This window comes from Salipiger abyssi, from assembly GCF_017311415.1.
In the GTDB taxonomy this organism is placed as follows: domain Bacteria; phylum Pseudomonadota; class Alphaproteobacteria; order Rhodobacterales; family Rhodobacteraceae; genus Salipiger; species Salipiger abyssi_A.
Window position 1 is genome coordinate 316,389 of the sequence record NZ_JAEKIS010000001.1, and the last position, 17,102, is coordinate 333,490.

Genomic DNA, 17,102 nt, shown 5'->3' on the forward strand with positions numbered 1-17,102 from the left:
GACCTGCCTTTCCGGAGGAACAATGAAACACCTGGCGCTCGCGCTCCTCTATACCGCCGCTGCGGCGCTTGCAAATCCGGCGCTGGCCGATACCGCCACCGCCGAGGCGCTGCGCGACGGCGATATGAAGAAGCTCAACTTTCACAGCGCTCCCGAAGCGGCGGGCAGTTCCGAGTTCATCACGTTCGACGGCGATCCGCTCAGCCTGTCGGACTGGCAGGGCAAATGGGTGCTGGTGAATTTCTGGGCCACCTGGTGCGCGCCCTGCCGCAAGGAAATGCCGATGCTCTCGACGCTACAGGAGGAGCTGGGCGGCGACAGCTTCGAGGTCGTGACCATCGCCACCGGTCGCAACCCGCCGCCCGCGATGCAGAGCTTCTTCGAAGAGATCGGCGTCGACAACCTGCCGCTGCACCGCGATCCGGGCTCGAAACTCGCGCGCGAGATGGGGGTGCTGGGCCTGCCGATCACGGTGATCCTGAACCCCGACGGGCAGGAGGTCGCGCGGCTGCGCGGCGATGCCGACTGGGGGTCCGAGAACGCCAAGGCCGTGCTCTCCGCCCTGATCGGCGCAGAGAGCTGATAAAAAACGGGGCAGACAAAAGCCCGCCCCGGTACACAAAAGAAAACCGTTTACCCCACCCTATACCTCACTCAACCATGATCTCGCCCGAGGGCCGCGGCGTTGCCGCCGTTTCGGCGGGCAGGATCGGATAGACCACATCCGGCACATCGCCGGTCAGCGCCCCGAGGAAGGCGACGATATCGCCGACCTCTTCGCCGGTCAGCTCGGCGCCGAGCTGCGAACTGGCCATGATCTCCACCGCGACGCGCAGATCCCAGACTTTGCCCGAATGGAAATAGGGCGCGGTCACCGCGATGTTGCGCAGCGGCGCGGCACGGAAGACATATTCGTCATCCACCGTCTCGGTCACGACAAAGCGCCCCTTGTCGCCCTCGGGCAGCACATCCGCCCCCGGTTTCTCGATCAGCCCGAACGGGTAATAGCTGTGCCCGCCCAGATTGATGCCATTGTGACAGGAGACACAGCCCGCATCGAGAAAGGTTTCGAGCCCCGCGACCTGCTGCTCGGTCATGGCGTTGTCGTCGCCGTTCAGCCAGGCATCGAAGGGCGCGGGCGTCAGCAGCGTCGCCTCATAGGCCTCGATCGCCTTGGCGAAATTGTCGAAACTCACCGGATCGGCCTCTTCGGGGAAGGAGGCTTTGAACCAGTCCTGATATGCCGGCATCGAGTTCAGCGTCGCGACCACGTTTTCCGGCGTATTGGCCATCTCGACCCCGGCCTGCACCGGCCCCTTGGCCTGTTCGGCAAGGTCGGCGGCGCGACCGTCCCAGAACTGCGCTTCGTTGAACACGGCGTTCAGCACCGTGGGCGCATTGCGCGGCCCCTTCTGCCAGCCATGGCCGATGGAGGTTTCGAGATTGTCGTCCCCGCCGGTGGCGAGGTTGTGGCACGAGTTGCACGAAAACACCCCCGAGGCCGACATGCGCGGATCGAAGAACAGCGCCTTGCCCAGCGCGATCTTGTCGTCGGTGATCGGGTTGTCGCTGACAGCGGGGGTCGTCGAGGGCAGCGCCGCGAAGAAATCCAGCGCATCGGCGCGCAGATCCTGCGCCGTCGCCGTCTGTGCGCCGAGGACCAGCGCAAGCGCCGTGACCGGGAGCGTCTGTTGGAAATCCATACCTGTCTCCATTGAAGCAGATGGGTCTGTGCGCGTGTCCTTTTAGAACGATTATAGATTCAGGGCGGCCGATTCCTTGATTCAGCGCAAGTCCGGGGTCGCAGAAAACCCGAAAACCGCGCAAAAGGCGCGGAAAACCATCTGATTTTCCATCATATTTTCTGAGATCTGCGGGAACGTGGCGACACCCGCGCCGCCGGGTCAGCGGCAGTAGGAGCCGCTGCGATAGCGTGCGGTATCCAGGTGGATGTGATCGCGGTGGAACCCGTCCGAGCCCGGCCCGAGCACCGTTCCGAAGGGGCCGCAGGCGGCTTTGTGCATCTGCCGCAGCGCACGGCCCCGGTCGCCGCTGCCCCAGTGCTGCAAGACGTTCATTTCGCTGCCGTCGCGCAGGCGGATCGCCGCGATGTCGATGGCCCGGCCCTTGCCGTGCTCGCTGACCTTGGCGCCGGGCTGGTTGTTACGGGTGCGGCAGGCGTAATGCGCCGCCACCCGCAGGCCCGCGACGCCGCCGCCCTGCCTGCCCACCGCCGGTTTCACGCCGCGCTCGACCCAGCGCTTCAGCGCCCTCGCGGTGGTGCAGTCGATCACCGCCTTCTGGCTCAGGCGCACCCCCGAGACCGAACGCAGCTCAATCGCGTCGCGCAGGCCGCAGGCGGAAATCCGGCCTGGCACGAATCCGATGGTCTCGCCCTGCAAATCCGGATCGCCGCAGACCGCGCCCCGGATGCGTTCGCGCTGCCGCGCCAGCGCGTCCTGCACCATCGACACCGGCCGCAGCGACGGGCGCGGCGACAGCGCCACCGCCTGGGGCGAGCGCGCGGCAAAGGCACGGGCCCGCGCGATGCTCTGCGCCGCGTCTTCGGGCACGAAGCCCGGCACACCGGCGGCGCGCAGCTCGCGTGCCAGATTGCGATGCAGCAGCCGTTCGAGCTGGACGGGCCGCGCCTCCGGACGGCGCGGCGCGGTGGCAATCATCGGGTCGGTTGGGGCGGAGGCCGTCTCGATTGACGCGAGCGGCGGGCGCAGCGAGCTCTCGGGCGCATCGGCGGGGCTCTGCGTCGCGAGCACCGCCAGCATCACCGAAACCGCAATCGCCCGCATGCTTACTCCGCCGTCTTGATCCGTCCGAAATCCGGGGCGTCGGTATCCTGCCCCGCCTGGAGGATACCACGGCGGATTTCCCGTGTATGCGTGAAATAATCGAAGAGCGTGTCGCCGTCGCCGGTGCGGATCGCCCGCTGAAGCGCGAAAAGCTCTTCGGTAAAGCGCCCAAGGATCTCCAGCGCGGCATCCTTGTTGGTCAGGAAGACGTCGCGCCACATGGTCGGGTCGGAGGCGGCGATGCGGGTGAAATCGCGGAAGCCGGCGGCGGAGAACTTGATCACCTCCTGATCGGAGACACGGCGCAGATCGTCCGCCACGCCCACCATCGTATAGGCGATGAGGTGCGGCACATGGCTCACCACCGCGCAGACCAGATCGTGATGCTCGACCTCCATGCGCTCGGTATTGGCGCCCAGCGCCCGCCAGAACGCTTCCAGCCGCTCGGTCGCCTCTTCGCGCGCGCCATTGGGCACGATCAGGCACCAGCGATTGTCGTAAAGCTGCGCAAAGCCCGCCTCGGGTCCGGAATGCTCGGTGCCGGCCATGGGGTGGGCGGGCACGAAATCGACGCCCTCCGGGATATGCGGCCCCACCGCCTCGATCACCGCCTTTTTCACCGAGCCCACATCGGTCACGGTGCAGCCCGGTTTCAGATGCGGCGCGATGGCCTCGGCAACGCGGCCCATGGCGCCCACCGGCACCGCCAGGATCACCAGATCGGCATCCTTCACCGCCTCTTCGGCACTGTCGCAGATGGTGTCGCAAAGCCCGATGCGGCGGGCGGTGTCGCGGGTCTCGGCGCTGCGGGCATAGCCGGTGACATGCGCCTCCATGCCTGCGCGTTTCATCGCCCAGAAGATCGACGAGGCGATGAGCCCCAGCCCGATCAGCGCAACCCGGTTGTAGCTCATCGCGCCCCCGCCTTGAACAGGCCGATGCAATGCGCCACGCGGCGGCAGGACGCCTCGTCGCCGACGGTGATGCGCAGCGCGGCGGGCAGCTTGTAGCCGGTCACCCGGCGCACGAGGATGCCCTGCGCCTGCAGATAGGTGTCGCAGGCCTCGGCCTCTTCGGGGCTGGCGAAGCGCGCCAGCACGAAATTCGCCGTCGAGGCATCGGAGGGCACGCCATGCTCGGCCAGCGCCTCGGCCAGCCAGGCGCGCAGGCGGGTGTTCTCCTCGCGGCTCTTCTCGACATAGGCGGTGTCGCGGATCGCCGCCTCGGCGGCGGCCAGCGCCACATTCGACAGGTTGAAGGGCTGCCGGACGCGGGTCAGCACGTCGACGATCTCCTGCGGGCCATAGCCCCAGCCCACGCGCATGCCGCCGAGCCCGTAGAGCTTGGAGAAGGTGCGGGTCATCACCACGTTGCCGCGGCTCTCGACCAGCCGCGCGCCGCCATCGTAGCCCTCGACATATTCCGCATAGGCACCGTCGAGCACGAGGATCGCCTGCTCCGGCAGGTTGACGGCCAGCCGTTCGATCTCGGCCAGCCCGATCATCGTGCCGGTGGGGTTGTTGGGGTTGGCGATGAACACGAGCTTCGTGCGCTCGTTGCAGGCGGCGAGGATATTGTCGACGCTGACCACGCGCTCTCGCTCGGCCACCTCCACCGGGGTGGCGCCGACCGCATGGGCGAGGATGCGGTACATGGCAAAGCCGTGCTCGGTGTGGATCACCTCGTCGCCCGGGCCGGCATAGGCCTGACAGATGAATTGCAGCACCTCGTCGGAGCCCACGCCGCAGATGACGCGCCCGGCGTCGAGCCCGTGGGTCTCGGCGATGGCGGCGCGCAGTTGGGCGTGATCCGTCGAAGGGTAGCGATGCAGCTCGTGCACGGCGCGGCGCACCGCCTCCTGTGCCGCCGGAGACGGGCCGAACGGGTTCTCGTTCGAGCTCAGCTTGATCACGTTCGAGACGCCCTCGACGCTCGATTTCCCGCCGACATAGAGCGAGATGTCCATGATCCCGGGCTGCGGTTCGATGCCAGCCATAATGCCACCTTTAAAACTCTGTCCGGCCCTTCTAGCCCGCGTGCCTCCGCAAGACCAGACATCACCGCAGCAAAGCGGCGTTGCGAGAAAATTCGTACGAATTTTCTCGGTCCTGTCGGGAGCTCCGGGAGATTTTTCGTACGAAAAATCTCTTGAAGCGGTCGCTCAGGTTGCCAGAACGTTGCGGAAGGCCCAGGGCACGCTTTCGTCGATATCCTCGGGGAAATGCTCCCAGCGGTCCTGAAGCGGCGTCCAGTCGGTGTAATGCGCCTCGACCGGGCCGAGATAGGGTGTCTGCACCTCAAGACAGCGGGCATGATCCATCTCGTCGGTCTCGACGATTCCGGCCCGCGGGTTTTCCAGCGCCCAGACCATGCCGGCCAGCACCGCGCTCGTCACCTGCAAGCCGGTGGCGTTCTGATAGGGCGCCAGATCGGGCGTTTCGGCGTTCGACAGGCGCGAGCCGTACCAGAGCGCGTTCTTCTCATGGCCGTAGAGCAGCACGCCCAGCTCGTCGATGCCCTCGACGATCTCGTCCACATCGAGAATGTGATGCTTTTCCTGCTGCCGGCCCGAGCCGAACATCTCGTGCAGCGACAGCACCGCGTCGTCGCTCGGGTGATAGGCGTAATGGCAAGTGGGTCGGAACTCCGGCGCATCCTTGGCGCCCACGGTATAATAATCCGAGATCGAGATCGCCTCGTTATGGGTCACCAGAAAGCCGAATTGCGGGCCGGGAGTGGGGCACCATGTGTGCACGCGGGTGATCGCGCCCGGGCGCTCCAGCCAGATCCCCGCCTTGCAGCCGGTCTCGTGACGATGACCGTTCTCGGGGAACCACGGCTCATGCGTGCCCCAGCCAAGCTCGGCGGGCTGAAACCCCTCGGCGATGAAGCCCTCCACCGACCATGTGTTGACAAAAACCCCGCGCGGGCGCGGCTGGCGGCGGGCTTGGGTGTCGCGCTCGGCGATATGCACCCCCAACACGCCGAGTTCCATCATCAGCTTTGCCCAGTTGTCGCGATCCTGCGGCGCAGCAACGTCACGACCGGTATCCCTGGCCAGCGTCAGCAGCGCCTCCTTGACGAACCAGCTCACCATGCCGGGATTGGCGCCGCAGCAGCTCACCGCCGTGGTGCCGCCGGGATTGGCGGCCTTCTCGTCGCGCACCTTCTGGCGCAGCGCATAGTTGGTCCGTTCGGCATTGTTCTGGGTGTCGAAATAGAACCCCGCCCAAGGCTCGACCACCGTGTCGATATAGAGCACGCCGATCTCGCGGCAGAATTTCATGATGTCGAGCGACGAGGTATCGACCGAGAGGTTCACGCAGAACCCCTTGCCTTCGGGAAACAGCCCGCCCAGCACCTCGCGGTAATTCTCCGGCGTGAGCGCGGTGGTGACGTGGTTAAGCTTGTGCTGGCGCAGGAAATTGGCCTGACGCGCATCCGGCTCGATCACCGTGAACCTGTCGGCATCGTAATCGAAATGCCGCTCGATGAGCGGCCAGGTGCCCTTGCCGATCGAACCGAAGCCGATCATCACGATGGGGCCGTCGATGCGACCGTAGACGGGGTAGTCCTGCGCCATGCGTCCTGTCCTCCTGAAATGCCGGTGCCTTGCGGCACCCTCTGGGCGGTCAACCGTCGAGAGTCTAGCGCCTTTGCGGGCTCAGACGAGCACCTCATGGCGTTCCTGTTCGCCGACCTGGAACACCCGCTTGTAACGCTCGATCTCTGACGCCGGGCCCATCGCCTTGTTGGGATTGTCCGAAAGCTTGACCGTCGGGCGCCCGTTGGCGCTGATTGCCTTGCAGACCAGGCTGAACGGCGCCAGCCGGTCATCCGCCGTCAGCCCGCGGAAATCGTTGGTCAGCAGCGTGCCCCAGCCGAAGGAGACGCGCACCCGGCGATGGAATTTCTCGTGCAGCTCCAGGATCTTGTCGACATCGAGCCCGTCGGAGAAGATCACTAGCTTTTCCTTGGGATCCTCGCCGCGCTGCTTCCACCAGTCGATGGCGATCTCGGCGCCGCGCTCGGGATCGCCGCTGTCGATGCGGATGCCGGTCCAGCCCGCCAGCCAGTCGGGCGCGTGGCGCAGGAAGCCTTCGGTGCCGTAGGTGTCGGGCAGTATGATGCGCAGGTTGCCCTCGTGCTCCTGATGCCAGTCGGCCAGCACATCGTAGGGCGCGCGCGCCAGCGCCGCATCGTCCCCGGCCAGCGCCGCATAGACCATGGGCAGCTCATGGGCGTTGGTGCCGATGGCCTCCAGATCGCGGTTCTTGGCGATGAGGCAGTTGGAGGTGCCGGTAAAGCCGCTGCCCAACCCCTCGACCATGGCCTGCACGCACCAGTCCTGCCAGAGAAAGCTGTGCCGGCGTCGCGTGCCGAAATCGGCGATGCGCAGCCCCGGCACCATGCGCAGCCGCTCGACCTTTTCCCAGAGCTTCGTCGCCGCGCGGGCATAGAGCACCTGAAGCTCAAAGCGCTTCATGTCGTTGAGCACGGCGCGGCCGCGCAGCTCCATCAGCACCGCCAGCGCAGGGATTTCCCACAGCATGACCTCGGGCCAGGAGCCTTCGAAGGTCAGCTCGTACTGGTCGCCGACGCGTTCGAGGAAATAGGGCGGCAGTTGCAGGTTCTCGAACCACTCCATGAAATCCGGGCGGAACATCTGGCGCTTGCCGTAAAAGGTGTTGCCGCGCAGCCAGGTGCTTTCGCCGCGGCTCAGCGAGAGCGAGCGAATATGGTCGAGCTGTTCGCGCAGCTCACCCTCGTCGATCAGCCGGGCCAGCGGCACCTGCGACGACCGGTTGATCAGGCTGAAGGTCACCTGCGTGTCGGGCCGGTTGTGGAACACCGACTGGCACATCAGCAGCTTGTAGAAATCGGTATCGATCAGCGAGCGGACGATCGGGTCGATTTTCCACTTGTGGTTCCAGACTCTTGTGGCGATTTCCAAGACGGCGGCTCCTGCGCGGGGGTCGGTGCCCGTGATACGCCATCACGCGCCGGAGGGCCAAGCGGTTTCTCCCCCGCCTGCGCCCGGGCCAGCGCCGCGAGCAGGGCGCTCTTGCGCAGCGGCTTGCCGAGGAAATCGTCCATCCCCGCCGCGAGACAGGCGGCGCGGTCGCTGTCGAAGGCATTGGCGGTGAGCGCCACGATCCAGGGCTGCGCCAGATCCGCGGCGCGGATGATCCGGGTCGCCGAGAGCCCGTCGAGCACCGGCATCGACATGTCCATCAGCACCACATCGGGCGGATCGGCACGCACACGCTCCACCGCCTCGCGACCGTTCAGCGCCTCGTATATCTCGACCGGCTGCTCTTCGAGAAAGCGCCGGACGAGCAGGCGGTTGGTGCCGTTATCCTCCGCCAGAAGCAGGCGCATCGGCGCCAGCAGGCCCGGCGCGGCGGGCGCGGTCATACGCGGCGGGGGCCCTTGGCCAGGCGGTTTTTCCAGCCGCAGCGTCAGCTCGAAGCAGGCGCCGGGGCCGTCGCCGCTCAGCAGCCGCAGATCGCCGCCCATCCGGGCCGCAAGCTGCCGCGAGATCGCCAGCCCGAGCCCCGTGCCGCCATAACGACGGGTGGTTTCCGCATCGGCCTGCTCGAACTGTTCGAAGATCCGCTCAGCCCGATCCTCCGGCACGCCGATACCGCTGTCCTGCACCAGTACGGTCACATCGGCGGCGCCCGCGTCGCTTTTGGCGCGGGTGGTCAGGGTGACGCCGCCGGCCTCGGTGAACTTCACCGCATTGCCCAGCAGGTTGATAAGGATCTGCCGCAGCCGCCCACTGTCGCCGCAGAGCCGGTCGGGCAGCGGCGTCTCGTGGCAGATGTCGAGAAACAGGCCCTTTTCGCGCGCCTGAGGGCGCAACACCTCTGCCGCGTCGCGAATGCAGGCGGCCAGCGAAAACGGTTCGGCCACGATGGCGAACTTGTCCGCCTCGAGCTTGGAATAGTCGAGAATGTCGTTGATGATCGTCATCAGCGCCTCGGCGGATTTGCGGATGGTCGCAGCATAGAGTTTCTGATCGGGAGTCAGCCGCCCCTCGAACAGCAGGTCGGTCATGCCGATAATGCCGTTCATCGGCGTGCGGATTTCGTGGCTCATATTGGCCAGAAAAACCGCTTTGGCGCGCGCTCCGGCCTCCGCACGGTCCTTCGCCTCGGCAAGCTCCTTTGCGCGCAGCCGCGCCTCGGTAATATCGCGCTCCGTGACAATGACCTTTTCGACCTCGCCACCGGCGTTCAGGATCGGCGCAAAGGCGGCCTCGACCCAGATCTTCCGCCCATCCGCCGTGTAGTTCAGTATCTCGCGGCGCATCGTCTCGCCCGCCGCAACCCGCCGCGAGAGATCCGCCAGATCCTCCAGATCGCTCTCGGGTCCGGTCAGCAAATCGCCCGCCAGGCGGCCCACCACATCTGCGACGGCATAGCCTTTCTGTCGCGTGAAACCGTCGTTGACCCAGAGCACCCGGGTCTTGGGATCCATCAGCATGATCGAATCGTTGGCATGCCGCGCGACCAGCGCCAGCTGCCGGACCTCCGCCTGCGAAGCGCGCAACTCGCGGTTGGCGCGCGCCAGTGCCGCCTGCCCCTCGAGCAGGTGCAAACTGTCTTCGGCGCGCCGCTGCTCGGCCCCATCGACAAAGCGCAGGAACACGAAAGAGATGAAGGCGATCATCGCCAGGCCGAAGAAATTATAGACCAGCCCGGCGCCGGATTCCTCCACCAGCACCTCGGCGACGAACCCGGCCAGCGCGGTCAGCGCGTATATGACGATGCGCGCATCGGTGGCGAGCGGGTGATAGCGGCGCACCACGCCGGCATTCAGCACCGCCGCCGCCAGAAAGGCGAAGCTGAACAGCGACGCCTCGCCATCGGTGGCGGTGTATTGTGCCAACACCACCGTGGCCGAGATGGTCAGCGCCTGAAACCCTGCCGAGACCGCACTGACGCGCGCGACCCGGCGCAGCGGCACACCGCGGTGCAACGCCGCCGGCACCCGGCGAAGCACCTCGCAATCCACCGCCTCGCCCAGAAAGGCCAAGGTCGCGGCCAGCATTCCTATGAGCGGCGAGACCAGCAGCGCCAGCGCCAGTGCACCGACGCCGGTGGCGATCTGGCGATGGGCGAAATAGTTCACCCGGCCGCGCGCATAGCGCTGCAAGAGCCCCGCAGGACTGTTGCTCGCCTCAAAAGCGGCGAGCGACTGGTTTTCGGCAATCGGGCTCTGCGACATCTCCCGCGCTTTCCGGTCCTCTATCCGGACCATCTAGCCGCGCGCGGGTTAAGAAATCGGCAAATCCGCTCAGGTGAGCGTCACGCCCGCCGCGCGCATGCCCTCGCGCGCCGCCGCGAGCGAGCCGTCGAGGTCGATGGCCCGGCAGGCGCTTTCCAGAACGGTCACGTCGAATCCGAGTTTGGCCGCGTCCACCGCCGAGAAATTCACGCAGAAATCGGTGGCGAGCCCGACCATTGTCAGCCGCCCGATACCGCGCGTGCGCAGATAGCCCTCCAGCCCCGTCGGCGTGCTGTGGTCGTTCTCGAAAAAGGCCGAATAGCTGTCGATGGCCGGGCGGAAGCCCTTGCGGATCACCAGATCGGCGCGGTCGGTCGCCAGCTCCGGGTGAAACGCCGCCCCGGGCGAACCGATCACACAGTGATCCGGCCAAAGCACCTGCGGGCCATAGGGCATCTCGGTCAGCTCGAACGGCGCATTGCCGTCATGGCTGCTGGCAAAGGAGGAATGCCCCGCCGGGTGCCAGTCCTGCGTCAGGATGACGGCGTCGAACTCCGACATCATGGCGTTGACCGGGGCGACGATCTCGTCGCCGCCGGCGACGGCCAGCGCCCCGCCGGGGCAGAAATCTTTCTGGAGGTCGATAACGATGAGCGCGTGCATGGGTCGGTCTCCTTCCGGTCGGCTGCGGCGATCCTCCCGCTTGCCCAGCGCCGATGCAAGGCGTATCTGGACGCCCATGTTCACCGTCTGCGCGCTCTATCATTTCACCCGGTTCGACGATCCCGACGCCCTGCGGGCGCCGCTGCTTGAGCTGTGCCGCAAGCACGCCGTCACCGGCACGCTGCTGCTGGCGCGTGAGGGGATCAACGGCACGATTGCCGGCCCGCGCGAGGGGATCGACGCGGTGCTGGCGCATATCCGTGCGCTGCCCGGCTGCGCCGATATCGTCTGGAAGCTGTCGAGTGCCGCCGAGCGCCCCTTTGCCCGGATGAAGGTGCGGCTGAAGCGCGAGATCGTCACCATGGGCCAGCCTGATGTCGATCCGCTGGCGCGGGTCGGGCATTACGTCGACCCGGCGCAGTGGAACGCGCTGATCCGGTCGCCGGATGTAGCGCTGATCGACACGCGCAACGATTACGAGGTGGCCATCGGCACGTTCGAGGGCGCCGTCGATCCGCAGACCGAGAGCTTCCGCGATTTCCCCGCCTGGTGGGAAGAGAACAAGGCGCGGTTTCACAACAAGCGCATCGCGATGTTCTGCACCGGCGGCATCCGCTGCGAGAAATCCACCAACTGGCTGCTCGGTCAGGGGGTAGAGGAAGTCTATCACCTCAAGGGCGGCATTCTTAAATATCTCGAGGAGGTGCCGGAAGCGGAGAGCGCCTGGCAGGGCAGCTGTTTCGTCTTCGACGGGCGCGTCTCGGTGGAGCACGGGCTGCGCGAGGGGCCGCATCTGCTCTGCCATGCCTGCCGTCGCCCGATCCTGCCGGAAGACCGCGAGCGCCCGGAATACGAACATGGCGTCTCCTGCCATCACTGCATTTCCGAGACCTCGGAGGAGGACAAGGCGCGGTTCCGCGAGCGGCAGAAGCAGATCGCGCTGGCCCGCGCCCGGGGCGAGCGCCACCTGCATGCGGATGTGCCGGACGATTCCGAATTCTGACCCCGCGCCCCGGACCTGATCCGGGGCCTCCACCCTGGCCATGAGGCCCCGGATCAGGTCCGGGGCGGGTGTTTCGCCGCTCAGAAGTAGCTCCGGACCAGCGATCCGGCGAGCAGCGACCAGCCGTCGGCGATGACGAAGAAAGCGAGCTTGAAGGGCAGCGAGACGATGGCGGGCGGCACCATCATCATGCCCATCGACATCAGCACCGCCGCGACCACCAGGTCGATGATCAGGAAGGGCAGGAAGATCAGGAAGCCCACCTGAAAGGCCCGCGCGATCTCCGACAGCATGAAGCTGGGGATCAGCACCGAGAGCGGCGCTTCGGGCGCCAGCGTCGTGCCACGCGCATCCGGACGCAGATCGGCCATATTGTCGAAGGTCGCGATATCAGTGCGCGCCGCCATGAAGCTGCGGAACGGCGCCAGCGTGCGGTCGAACGCCTCGGCGATCTCGATCTGCTCCTCGACCAGCGGTTGCAGCCCCTGTTCCCAGGCCTCGGTAAAGACCGGCTCCATCACGAAATAGGTCAGAAACAGCGCCAGGCTGACGATCAGCATATTGGGGGGCGATTGCTGCAATCCCACCGCCTGCCGCAGGATCGACAGCACGGTGACCAGAAAGGGAAAGCAGGTCACCATGATTGCGATGCCGGGCGCGAGGCTCAGCAGCGTGATCAGCGCGATAAGCTGGAGGCTGGCGGCGGTGACCGAGCCGCCGCCCAGATCCAGCGTCACCTCCTGCGCGGCGGCGGGACCGGCCAGCAGCAGCGCTGCCAGAATGAGGAGAACGCGCCGGATCATGGCTCAGGACGGGTTCTTCAGATCGACCACCTCGGTCAGCCGCACCGCGAGCTGGCCATTCTCCGCTCCCTCGACCACCTCCAGCGCACCGATGCCGATCAGCCGGTCGCCGACATAGAGTTCCACCGGATCCTCGAGCCGCTTGTCGAGCGTCAGCACCGAGCCCTCGCCCAATTTCAGCAGGTCGCGCACCAGCGGCCTGGCGCGGCCCACCGAGACGGTGATCTCGATCGGGACGGATGTGAAAGGCGTCGCGGCGCCGGGCCCCGTGTCTTCGGTCATGTCATCCATGGGCGGTGTTCCTCCGGTTATCGTGCACAAAGCCCTGCACCGCCTGCGCCACCTCCTGCACAAGGCCGCCAAGGTCGATCTGCTTTTCGGTCTCGGCAAAGCGGATATCGGCCTGCCCATCGGCCAGGGTCGAATCCTCGACCAGTTTCAGCGGAAAGCCGAAATCCGCCTCGAGCAAGGGCATCACCGACTCGGCGCTACCCGGCGCCACGGCGATCACCACGTCGAGCGTGCCGATCTCGCGCGCCATGGCGCGCAGCTGCTCGGCGATATGCTCGCCCAGCGTCTCGCGCAGCAGCGCCGGCAGCAGCTTGCCGACCACATCCTCAAGCAGCGGCGCGATACCGTTGAGCACCTGGCTGTAGGCCTCGTGATAGGTAAAGGACAGATCCTGAAGGTTCTGCGCAAAATCGCTGGCGATGCGCGCATGATCGTCATTCTGCGCCTTGATCGCATCGTCCCAGCCGGCGCGATAGCCGGTGTCGAAGGATTCGAGCCGCGCCGCCTCCAGTTCGCTGTCGTCATGCAGCGGCGCGGCGGGTTCGGGTGCGGCCCGGGCGGTGCCGAAATCCTCCAGAATCTCGCAGAGCCGGGTCATTGCGCGTCTTCCTTGTCATCGAGCCAGCTGCGCAGGATCTCGACCGTCTCGCTCTTGCGCTCTTCGATCAGGTTGCGCAGCCGATCCACCGGGTCTTCCTCTGCGGGAGCATCGAAATCGACCATGCCCATGCCGCCGAATCCCTCACCGCCGCCGAGCGACGGCAGGGGGGCGAAATCGTCCTCGTCGGGCGAGATCTCGCCCTCCAGCACCTGTGCCGACATGTCGCCGCCGCCGGGCAGCGCCAGCGCCCCGCCCTCCGCCGCGCCGCGCGCCGGTGCGGTCAGGATCGGGCGTACCACGAAGAGCCCCAGGATCAGCGCCACCACCGCCAGAACGGCCATCTGGATCAGCGTCATCGGATCCAGCGGCATCGAGAACCAGCCGGGCGCCAGCGGGCCGGTGCCCGGCCCCTCGGGCCGCTCGAAGGGCAGCGAACGCAGGGTGATCTCGTCGCCACGCTCCTCCTCGAAACCGACGGCAGAGGCCACCAGATCGCGCAGCGCCGTCAGCTCTGCCTCGGGCAGCGGGACGAATGTCTGGGTGCCGTCCGCCGCCGTCTCGTAGCTGCCATTTACCAGAACGGCGACGGTCAGGCGCTTGATCGCCCCCGGCACGCGGGTGATTTCCCGCGTGGTTTCAGAGACTTCGTAGTTCACGCGCTCGCGGGTCTCGGCGCTCTGGCTCGACGAGCTGTCGCCGCCCCCGGCCTCGCCGTCGGGCAGATTGGAGGCGACGGTGACATCGCCGCCGCCGGTATCCTGCGAGGTGCTGCTCTGCTCCTCGGTATCGGTGGAGATCACCACGCGGCCCTCGGGATCGAACTGACGCTGGCGAATCGTCTCGCTCTCGGTGACCGTGTCGACGCTGACCTCGACCACCGCGTTGCCCAGCCCCACCCGCGCCTCGACCAGCCGCTGCACCCGGTCGCGAAGCTGCGCCGCCTTGTCGTCGGCGGTGGGACCGGCGCCGGTCTCGTCCTCGGCACCGATCAGCCCGCCCTTGCCGTCGATCACCGCCACATCCTCGGGCGTGAGCCCGGGCACGGCGGAGGCGACGAGATATTTCAGCGCCCGCGCCTGCTGTGGCGACAGCACTTCGCCGGTGGTGGTGACCGAGATCGAGGCCGAGGGCGTCACGTCGCGCTGGAATGGATTCGCCGAGGAATTGGCGATATGCACCCGCGCCGTGGCGATGTAGGGGCTGGCGACGATGGTGCGCGCCAGCTCGCCCTCCTTCGCGCGCCAATAGGCGGCATCGAACATCTGCGAGGTGGTGCCGAATCCCGACAGCCCGTCGAGCAGCTCGTAGCCCTGGTTGGAATTGGCCGGCAGCCCCTCGCTCGCGAGCGTCATGCGCAGCGTGTCGCGCTCTGTCTCGGGCACGAAAATGGCGCCGCCTCGCACCTCGTAGGGCACGCCGCGCGCTTCCAGCGCCGAGACCACCTCGCCCGCGGCGCCATTCTCCAGCCCGGCGTAAAGCAGCGCCATCGACGGCGTCGAGGCCATGCGCCCCATCGCCAGCAGTGCCAACAGCACTGCCGTGGACGCGGCGATGACGATCACCCGGCGCCGCGCGCCGAGGCCCTCCCAGATATGCGCGATCTGCTGCAAACCAACCTCCGTTCCGACCTTCTGCTCGGTGAGGGCATCATTGGACGATCAGCCTTAACAATCGGTTAGTCCCTGCACGGCTATAACGGGACAAGGTTGAAGAAGAGGCCTGCCCATGAGCGATGCCACCGCAGACGCCCCCGAAGAGGAGGACGTTCCGCAGAAGAAATCCTCGAAACTGCCGCTGATCGTCGGGCTGGTTCTGGCGCTGGCGGGCGGTGGCGGCGGATTCTATGCGGCGTCCTCCGGACTGCTGCCCTTCGGCGGCGCCAAACCCGCCGGGGACGGCCATGGCGATTCGCACGAGTCTGCCGGCGGCGGCGATCACGCCGCGCCGATGCCGGATGCCAACGCCGCCTTTGTCGAGCTGCCGCCGCTGGTCATTTCCATGGGCTCCACTGCCAATCTGCACCACCTGCGGTTTCGCGCCAGCCTGGAGGTGCCGCCCGCCTATGCCGCCGATGTCACCACCTTGCAGCCGCGCATCATGGATGTGCTGAACACCTATCTGCGCGCGCTCGAACCCGCCGATATCGAGGCGCCGGGCGCGCTGATCAAGCTGCGCTCGCAGATCCTGCGACGACTCCAGCTCGTCGCCGGAGAGGGGCGCGTGCGCGACCTGCTGATCATGGAATTCGTCCTGAATTGAGAGGGAGACCGGAATGGAGATGATAGCCGACATCCTGCTTGCCGCGGGCGCGCTGGGCGCCGGATTCTACTGTTTCGTCCTGTCCCGGCGCCTATCGAAATTCACCGATCTGGAAAACGGCGTCGGTGGGGCGGTGGCGGTGCTCTCGGCGCAGGTCGACGACCTGACCCGCACGCTCGACGCCGCGCAGAGCGCGGCAGGCGAGTCCTCTGAGGCGCTCGAATCGCGCACCCAGCGGGCGGAGGATGTCGCTAAGCGGCTCGAGCTGATGCTCGCCTCCATGCATGACCTGCCCGCCGCCGAAACGCCGGCCCCTGAGAAGGAGGCCGAACCGATGTTCTTCCGCCATCCACGCAGCGGGGTTTCGGGATGAAGACGCTGTTCGGGAAATCCACCCGGCGCCGCAAAGGGCGGCGCGGCAAGGGCGTGCTGGCGGTGATCGGCGGGTTGCTCATCGCCTCGGCGGTGGCGCGGGTCGCGGTGCAGGCGAACGAGGCACTGGCGCTGGAAGAATCGGCCGCCGTGCCGGAACCCGCGCCTGCCGACGCCGCAGCCTCGGAGCTGCCCGGATGTGTGGCTGAGGAGGATATCGCGCCGATCCTCGCCGCCTTGCAGGCGCGCGAAGAGCGTGTTGCCAAGCGCGAGACGGATATCCAGACGCGGATGCAGGCGCTGGCCGTCGCCGAAACGGAGATCGAGCGCAAGATGACCGCCATGGAAGAGGCGGAGCAGAAGCTGCGCGCGACCCTCGCCATGGCCGAAACCGCCGCCGAGGACGACGTGGCGCGGCTGACGCAGGTCTATGCGACGATGAAACCCAAGCAGGCGGCGGCGCTGTTCGAGGAGATGGATCCGGAATTCGCCGCCGGCTTCCTGGGCCGGATGCGGCCCGATGCGGCGGCGGCGATCATGGCCGGGCTCAGCCCGCAAAAGGCCTATACGATCAGCGTCATGCTGGCCGGGCGCAACGCCCGGGCGCCGAAGGAATAGCGCCCGGGCCGGGCTGTCAGCCGACGCGCGAGGCAAAAGCCTCGATCTGTGCCGCCGGCAGCGCACCCGATTGCCGACCGGACTCGCGCCCGCCGGCGAAACCGATCAGCGTCGGGATCCCCCGGATCCCGAAGGAGGCGGACGCCTGCGGGTGCATCTCCGTGTTCACCTTCACCAGCCGCGCCTTGCCCTTGAGCGAGGCAGCGGCCTTGGAAAACTCAGGCGCCATCATCCTGCAAGGACCGCACCAGGGCGGCCAGAAATCCACCACCAGCGGCATCTCATCGGTGCGAATCGCCTTTGCCAGCGTCGCCGCGTCCAGTTCCCGGGCCTTGCCCTCGACCAGTGCCGCGCCACAGGTGCCGCATTTCGGCCCGGCGCCCAGCCGGTCCTGCGGCACGCGGTTCGTCTGACCGCACTCGAAACAGACCATTTTGACCATCGTCAGG

18 protein-coding genes are annotated in these 17,102 nt (G+C 66.8%); 5 read left to right on the forward strand and 13 right to left on the reverse strand.

Features of this window, described 5'->3' with window-relative positions; genetic code table 11:
• Positions 1-22: 22 nt before the first annotated feature.
• Positions 23-583 (forward strand): TlpA family protein disulfide reductase, encoded by a 561-nt coding sequence (locus I6N89_RS01515; protein WP_207016465.1) that lies wholly within the window; start codon positions 23-25, stop codon positions 581-583.
• Between the two features lie 67 nt (positions 584-650).
• On the opposite strand, the gene I6N89_RS01520 is transcribed toward I6N89_RS01515, so the two are convergent.
• From I6N89_RS01520 to pncA, 8 genes are all read right to left on the reverse strand, one after another.
• Complete coding sequence (locus I6N89_RS01520; RefSeq protein ID WP_207016466.1) at positions 651-1,703, reverse strand: cytochrome-c peroxidase; 1,053 nt, start codon at positions 1,701-1,703, stop codon at positions 651-653.
• Positions 1,704-1,904: 201 nt separating this feature from the next.
• Positions 1,905-2,807: an extensin family protein gene (locus I6N89_RS01525; protein ID WP_207016467.1), complete on the reverse strand. Its 903-nt coding sequence runs from the start codon at positions 2,805-2,807 to the stop codon at positions 1,905-1,907.
• Positions 2,808-2,809: 2 nt separating this feature from the next.
• A complete protein-coding gene (locus tag I6N89_RS01530) occupies positions 2,810-3,721 on the reverse strand; it encodes a prephenate/arogenate dehydrogenase family protein (protein WP_207016468.1) in 912 nt (303 codons plus the stop codon).
• Positions 3,718-4,803 (reverse strand): histidinol-phosphate transaminase, encoded by a 1,086-nt coding sequence (gene hisC, locus I6N89_RS01535; RefSeq protein WP_236016364.1) that lies wholly within the window; start codon positions 4,801-4,803, stop codon positions 3,718-3,720. Before hisC ends, I6N89_RS01530 begins: the two co-directional genes overlap by 4 nt.
• Before the next feature lie 165 nt (positions 4,804-4,968).
• A complete protein-coding gene (locus tag I6N89_RS01540; RefSeq protein WP_207016469.1) occupies positions 4,969-6,390 on the reverse strand; it encodes a homospermidine synthase in 1,422 nt (473 codons plus the stop codon).
• A gap of 81 nt (positions 6,391-6,471) precedes the next feature.
• Positions 6,472-7,761 carry a nicotinate phosphoribosyltransferase gene (pncB, locus tag I6N89_RS01545; protein WP_207016470.1) on the reverse strand — a complete coding sequence of 430 codons (1,290 nt, stop codon included), beginning with the start codon at positions 7,759-7,761 and terminating at the stop codon, positions 6,472-6,474.
• A complete protein-coding gene (locus I6N89_RS01550; RefSeq protein ID WP_207016471.1) occupies positions 7,698-10,043 on the reverse strand; it encodes a hybrid sensor histidine kinase/response regulator in 2,346 nt (781 codons plus the stop codon). The genes pncB and I6N89_RS01550 overlap by 64 nt, the downstream gene beginning before the upstream one ends.
• 69 nt (positions 10,044-10,112) lie before the next feature.
• On the reverse strand, positions 10,113-10,706 hold the full coding sequence (pncA, locus tag I6N89_RS01555) for a bifunctional nicotinamidase/pyrazinamidase (RefSeq protein WP_207016472.1): 594 nt from the start codon (positions 10,704-10,706) through the stop codon (positions 10,113-10,115).
• A gap of 76 nt (positions 10,707-10,782) precedes the next feature.
• On the opposite strand from pncA, the gene I6N89_RS01560 reads away from it, so the two are divergent.
• Positions 10,783-11,709: a rhodanese-related sulfurtransferase gene (locus I6N89_RS01560; RefSeq protein WP_207016473.1), complete on the forward strand. Its 927-nt coding sequence runs from the start codon at positions 10,783-10,785 to the stop codon at positions 11,707-11,709.
• An 80-nt stretch (positions 11,710-11,789) separates the two neighbouring features.
• Here I6N89_RS01560 and fliP read toward each other — a convergent pair whose 3' ends face one another.
• From fliP to fliF, 4 genes are read right to left on the reverse strand one after another with little or no spacing between them, the layout of a single operon-like run.
• Entirely contained in the window at positions 11,790-12,512 is a 723-nt protein-coding gene (fliP, locus tag I6N89_RS01565) for a flagellar type III secretion system pore protein FliP (RefSeq protein WP_207016474.1), read from the reverse strand.
• A gap of 3 nt (positions 12,513-12,515) precedes the next feature.
• Positions 12,516-12,803 (reverse strand): FliM/FliN family flagellar motor switch protein, encoded by a 288-nt coding sequence (locus I6N89_RS01570; protein ID WP_076699325.1) that lies wholly within the window; start codon positions 12,801-12,803, stop codon positions 12,516-12,518.
• A complete protein-coding gene (locus I6N89_RS01575) occupies positions 12,796-13,401 on the reverse strand; it encodes an ABC transporter ATP-binding protein (protein WP_207016475.1) in 606 nt (201 codons plus the stop codon). The genes I6N89_RS01570 and I6N89_RS01575 overlap by 8 nt, the downstream gene beginning before the upstream one ends.
• The gene (gene fliF, locus I6N89_RS01580; protein ID WP_207016476.1) at positions 13,398-15,014 is read right to left on the reverse strand and encodes a flagellar basal-body MS-ring/collar protein FliF; all 1,617 of its coding nucleotides are present in this window, start codon (positions 15,012-15,014) and stop codon (positions 13,398-13,400) included. Before fliF ends, I6N89_RS01575 begins: the two co-directional genes overlap by 4 nt.
• A gap of 115 nt (positions 15,015-15,129) precedes the next feature.
• Here fliF and I6N89_RS01585 point away from each other — a divergent pair, with 115 nt between their 5' ends.
• From I6N89_RS01585 to I6N89_RS01595, 3 genes are read left to right on the forward strand one after another with little or no spacing between them, the layout of a single operon-like run.
• Complete coding sequence (locus tag I6N89_RS01585; protein WP_207016477.1) at positions 15,130-15,663, forward strand: flagellar basal body-associated FliL family protein; 534 nt, start codon at positions 15,130-15,132, stop codon at positions 15,661-15,663.
• Positions 15,664-15,676: 13 nt separating this feature from the next.
• Complete coding sequence (locus tag I6N89_RS01590) at positions 15,677-16,036, forward strand: hypothetical protein (protein ID WP_207016478.1); 360 nt, start codon at positions 15,677-15,679, stop codon at positions 16,034-16,036.
• The gene (locus tag I6N89_RS01595; protein ID WP_207016479.1) at positions 16,033-16,653 is read left to right on the forward strand and encodes a MotE family protein; all 621 of its coding nucleotides are present in this window, start codon (positions 16,033-16,035) and stop codon (positions 16,651-16,653) included. Before I6N89_RS01590 ends, I6N89_RS01595 begins: the two co-directional genes overlap by 4 nt.
• Positions 16,654-16,669: 16 nt before the next feature.
• Here I6N89_RS01595 and trxC read toward each other — a convergent pair whose 3' ends face one another.
• Complete coding sequence (gene trxC / locus I6N89_RS01600) at positions 16,670-17,095, reverse strand: thioredoxin TrxC (protein ID WP_207016480.1); 426 nt, start codon at positions 17,093-17,095, stop codon at positions 16,670-16,672.
• Positions 17,096-17,102: the final 7 nt, after the last annotated feature.

Excerpts from the sequence above, each read along its gene's own strand:
- I6N89_RS01515 (WP_207016465.1), top strand. The coding sequence starts at position 23 with ATGAAACACCTGGCGCTCGCGCTCCTCTATACCGCCGCTGCGGCGCTT.
- I6N89_RS01520 (WP_207016466.1), bottom strand. The coding sequence starts at position 1,703 with ATGGATTTCCAACAGACGCTCCCGGTCACGGCGCTTGCGCTGGTCCTC.
- I6N89_RS01525 (WP_207016467.1), bottom strand. The coding sequence starts at position 2,807 with ATGCGGGCGATTGCGGTTTCGGTGATGCTGGCGGTGCTCGCGACGCAG.
- I6N89_RS01530 (WP_207016468.1), bottom strand. The coding sequence starts at position 3,721 with ATGAGCTACAACCGGGTTGCGCTGATCGGGCTGGGGCTCATCGCCTCG.
- hisC (WP_236016364.1), bottom strand. The coding sequence starts at position 4,803 with ATGGCTGGCATCGAACCGCAGCCCGGGATCATGGACATCTCGCTCTAT.
- I6N89_RS01540 (WP_207016469.1), bottom strand. The coding sequence starts at position 6,390 with ATGGCGCAGGACTACCCCGTCTACGGTCGCATCGACGGCCCCATCGTG.
- I6N89_RS01550 (WP_207016471.1), bottom strand. The coding sequence starts at position 10,043 with ATGTCGCAGAGCCCGATTGCCGAAAACCAGTCGCTCGCCGCTTTTGAG.
- pncA (WP_207016472.1), bottom strand. The coding sequence starts at position 10,706 with ATGCACGCGCTCATCGTTATCGACCTCCAGAAAGATTTCTGCCCCGGC.
- I6N89_RS01560 (WP_207016473.1), top strand. The coding sequence starts at position 10,783 with ATGTTCACCGTCTGCGCGCTCTATCATTTCACCCGGTTCGACGATCCC.
- fliP (WP_207016474.1), bottom strand. The coding sequence starts at position 12,512 with ATGATCCGGCGCGTTCTCCTCATTCTGGCAGCGCTGCTGCTGGCCGGT.
- I6N89_RS01570 (WP_076699325.1), bottom strand. The coding sequence starts at position 12,803 with ATGGATGACATGACCGAAGACACGGGGCCCGGCGCCGCGACGCCTTTC.
- I6N89_RS01575 (WP_207016475.1), bottom strand. The coding sequence starts at position 13,401 with ATGACCCGGCTCTGCGAGATTCTGGAGGATTTCGGCACCGCCCGGGCC.
- I6N89_RS01585 (WP_207016477.1), top strand. The coding sequence starts at position 15,130 with ATGAGCGATGCCACCGCAGACGCCCCCGAAGAGGAGGACGTTCCGCAG.
- I6N89_RS01590 (WP_207016478.1), top strand. The coding sequence starts at position 15,677 with ATGGAGATGATAGCCGACATCCTGCTTGCCGCGGGCGCGCTGGGCGCC.
- I6N89_RS01595 (WP_207016479.1), top strand. The coding sequence starts at position 16,033 with ATGAAGACGCTGTTCGGGAAATCCACCCGGCGCCGCAAAGGGCGGCGC.
- trxC (WP_207016480.1), bottom strand. The coding sequence starts at position 17,095 with ATGGTCAAAATGGTCTGTTTCGAGTGCGGTCAGACGAACCGCGTGCCG.